This is a genomic window from Bacillus sp. AFS053548 (genome assembly GCF_002575105.1).
In the GTDB taxonomy this organism is placed as follows: domain Bacteria; phylum Bacillota; class Bacilli; order Bacillales; family Bacillaceae_G; genus Gottfriedia.
Genome location: NZ_NUHI01000061.1, coordinates 1 through 1360 on the forward strand (window position 1 = coordinate 1; position 1360 = coordinate 1360).

General features: G+C 32.4%; 1 protein-coding gene. It reads left to right on the plus strand.

All coding sequences use genetic code 11. The features are described 5' to 3' along the window. The first annotated feature begins 210 nt into the window (after nt 1-210). Nucleotides 211-1308 (plus strand): PRK06851 family protein, encoded by a 1098-nt coding sequence (locus tag CN946_RS20850; RefSeq protein ID WP_098862840.1) that lies wholly within the window; start codon nt 211-213, stop codon nt 1306-1308. Nucleotides 1309-1360 lie beyond the last annotated feature (52 nt).

Here is a 1360-nt window from a genome sequence, read left to right on the forward strand (position 1 = left end):
TGATGTTTTTTTGTGTTTAAACTTGGAAAGGTCAGTTCTTATCATGACTTTACAGATAAAAGATAATATCCGAAATCAAAAGACAAGCTTAAGAATCACCAACAACTTCGGATAAAAAGTTAAAATTAATAAAGTAAACAATAATATTAATGCTGGGCAAACACCCTTAATTATAAATCTACATAACCTAGTTTGAATGGAGGGAAAAAGATGAGAGGAAAAATACTCAATTACTATGCGGGTGGTAATACTGCAAAAGGGTTTTATAATCTCTACGACTCAGCTTTAGAGGATTTAGATAAACTATACATTCTAAAAGGTGGTCCAGGTACTGGGAAATCAACTTTAATGAAAACAATTGGAGAACTGATTGTAAATAAGGGAATCGATATTGAATATTTACATTGTTCTTCAGATACCAATTCAGTTGATGGCTTAATTATCCCGAAATTTCAAATAGGTATAGTAGACGGAACAGCACCACATGTAATTGAACCAAAAGCTCCAGGGGTTATTGAGGAATATGTGAATTTAGGTGTTGCTTGGGATTCTAAGAAATTGTCCTTACACAAGGAAGCAATACTAACACTAAATGATGAAATTTCTAAGAAGTTTCAAACAGCATATAAGACATTTGCGGCTTCATTAAGGGCTCATGATGAGATTGAAGAAATTTATATTTCCAATATGGACTTTTTAGAAGCTAATAAACTGACTGACGAATTGATAGCGCAATTTTATGGTAATGACAGTAATACTGAAAAAGACTCCAAAGTAAAACATAGATTTTTAGGTGCAGCAACTCCAAGTGGTGCGGTTGATTATATTCAAAATTTAACAGAAGAAATCGAAAAGCGATATTTTATTAAAGGTAGAGCTGGTTCAGGTAAATCAACAATGTTAAAGAAAATAGCAGCTGCAGGGGAAGAACGAGGATTTGATGTAGAGATTTATCATTGTGGATTTGATCCTAACAGCCTTGATATGGTAATTATTCCGGAAAAAGGAATCGCGATTTTTGATAGTACTGCACCACATGAATATTTTCCTGATCGTGAAAATGATGAGATTATTGATATGTACGAAAGATGTATTACTCCAGGAACAGATGAAAAATACTCTACTGAAATAGAAAGAACAACAAAATCATATAAAGATAAAATGAAAGAAGCAATATCTTATCTGGCAGAAGCTAAAGTTCTTCGAGACGAATTGGAAGCAATCTATATTGGAGCTATGGACTTTGCAAAAGTTGAAAAAATCCAGAGCGAATTAATAGAAGAAATTGAAAGTATTATAAGTAATTAGCATTTTTAATTTGGAAAAGGGTGTAACCACATTAAAATGTACCCTATAGAGT

What these genes read in the sequence shown, in the direction of transcription:
- CN946_RS20850 (WP_098862840.1), top strand. Translation starts at nt 211, where the DNA reads ATGAGAGGAAAAATACTCAATTACTATGCGGGTGGTAATACTGCAAAA.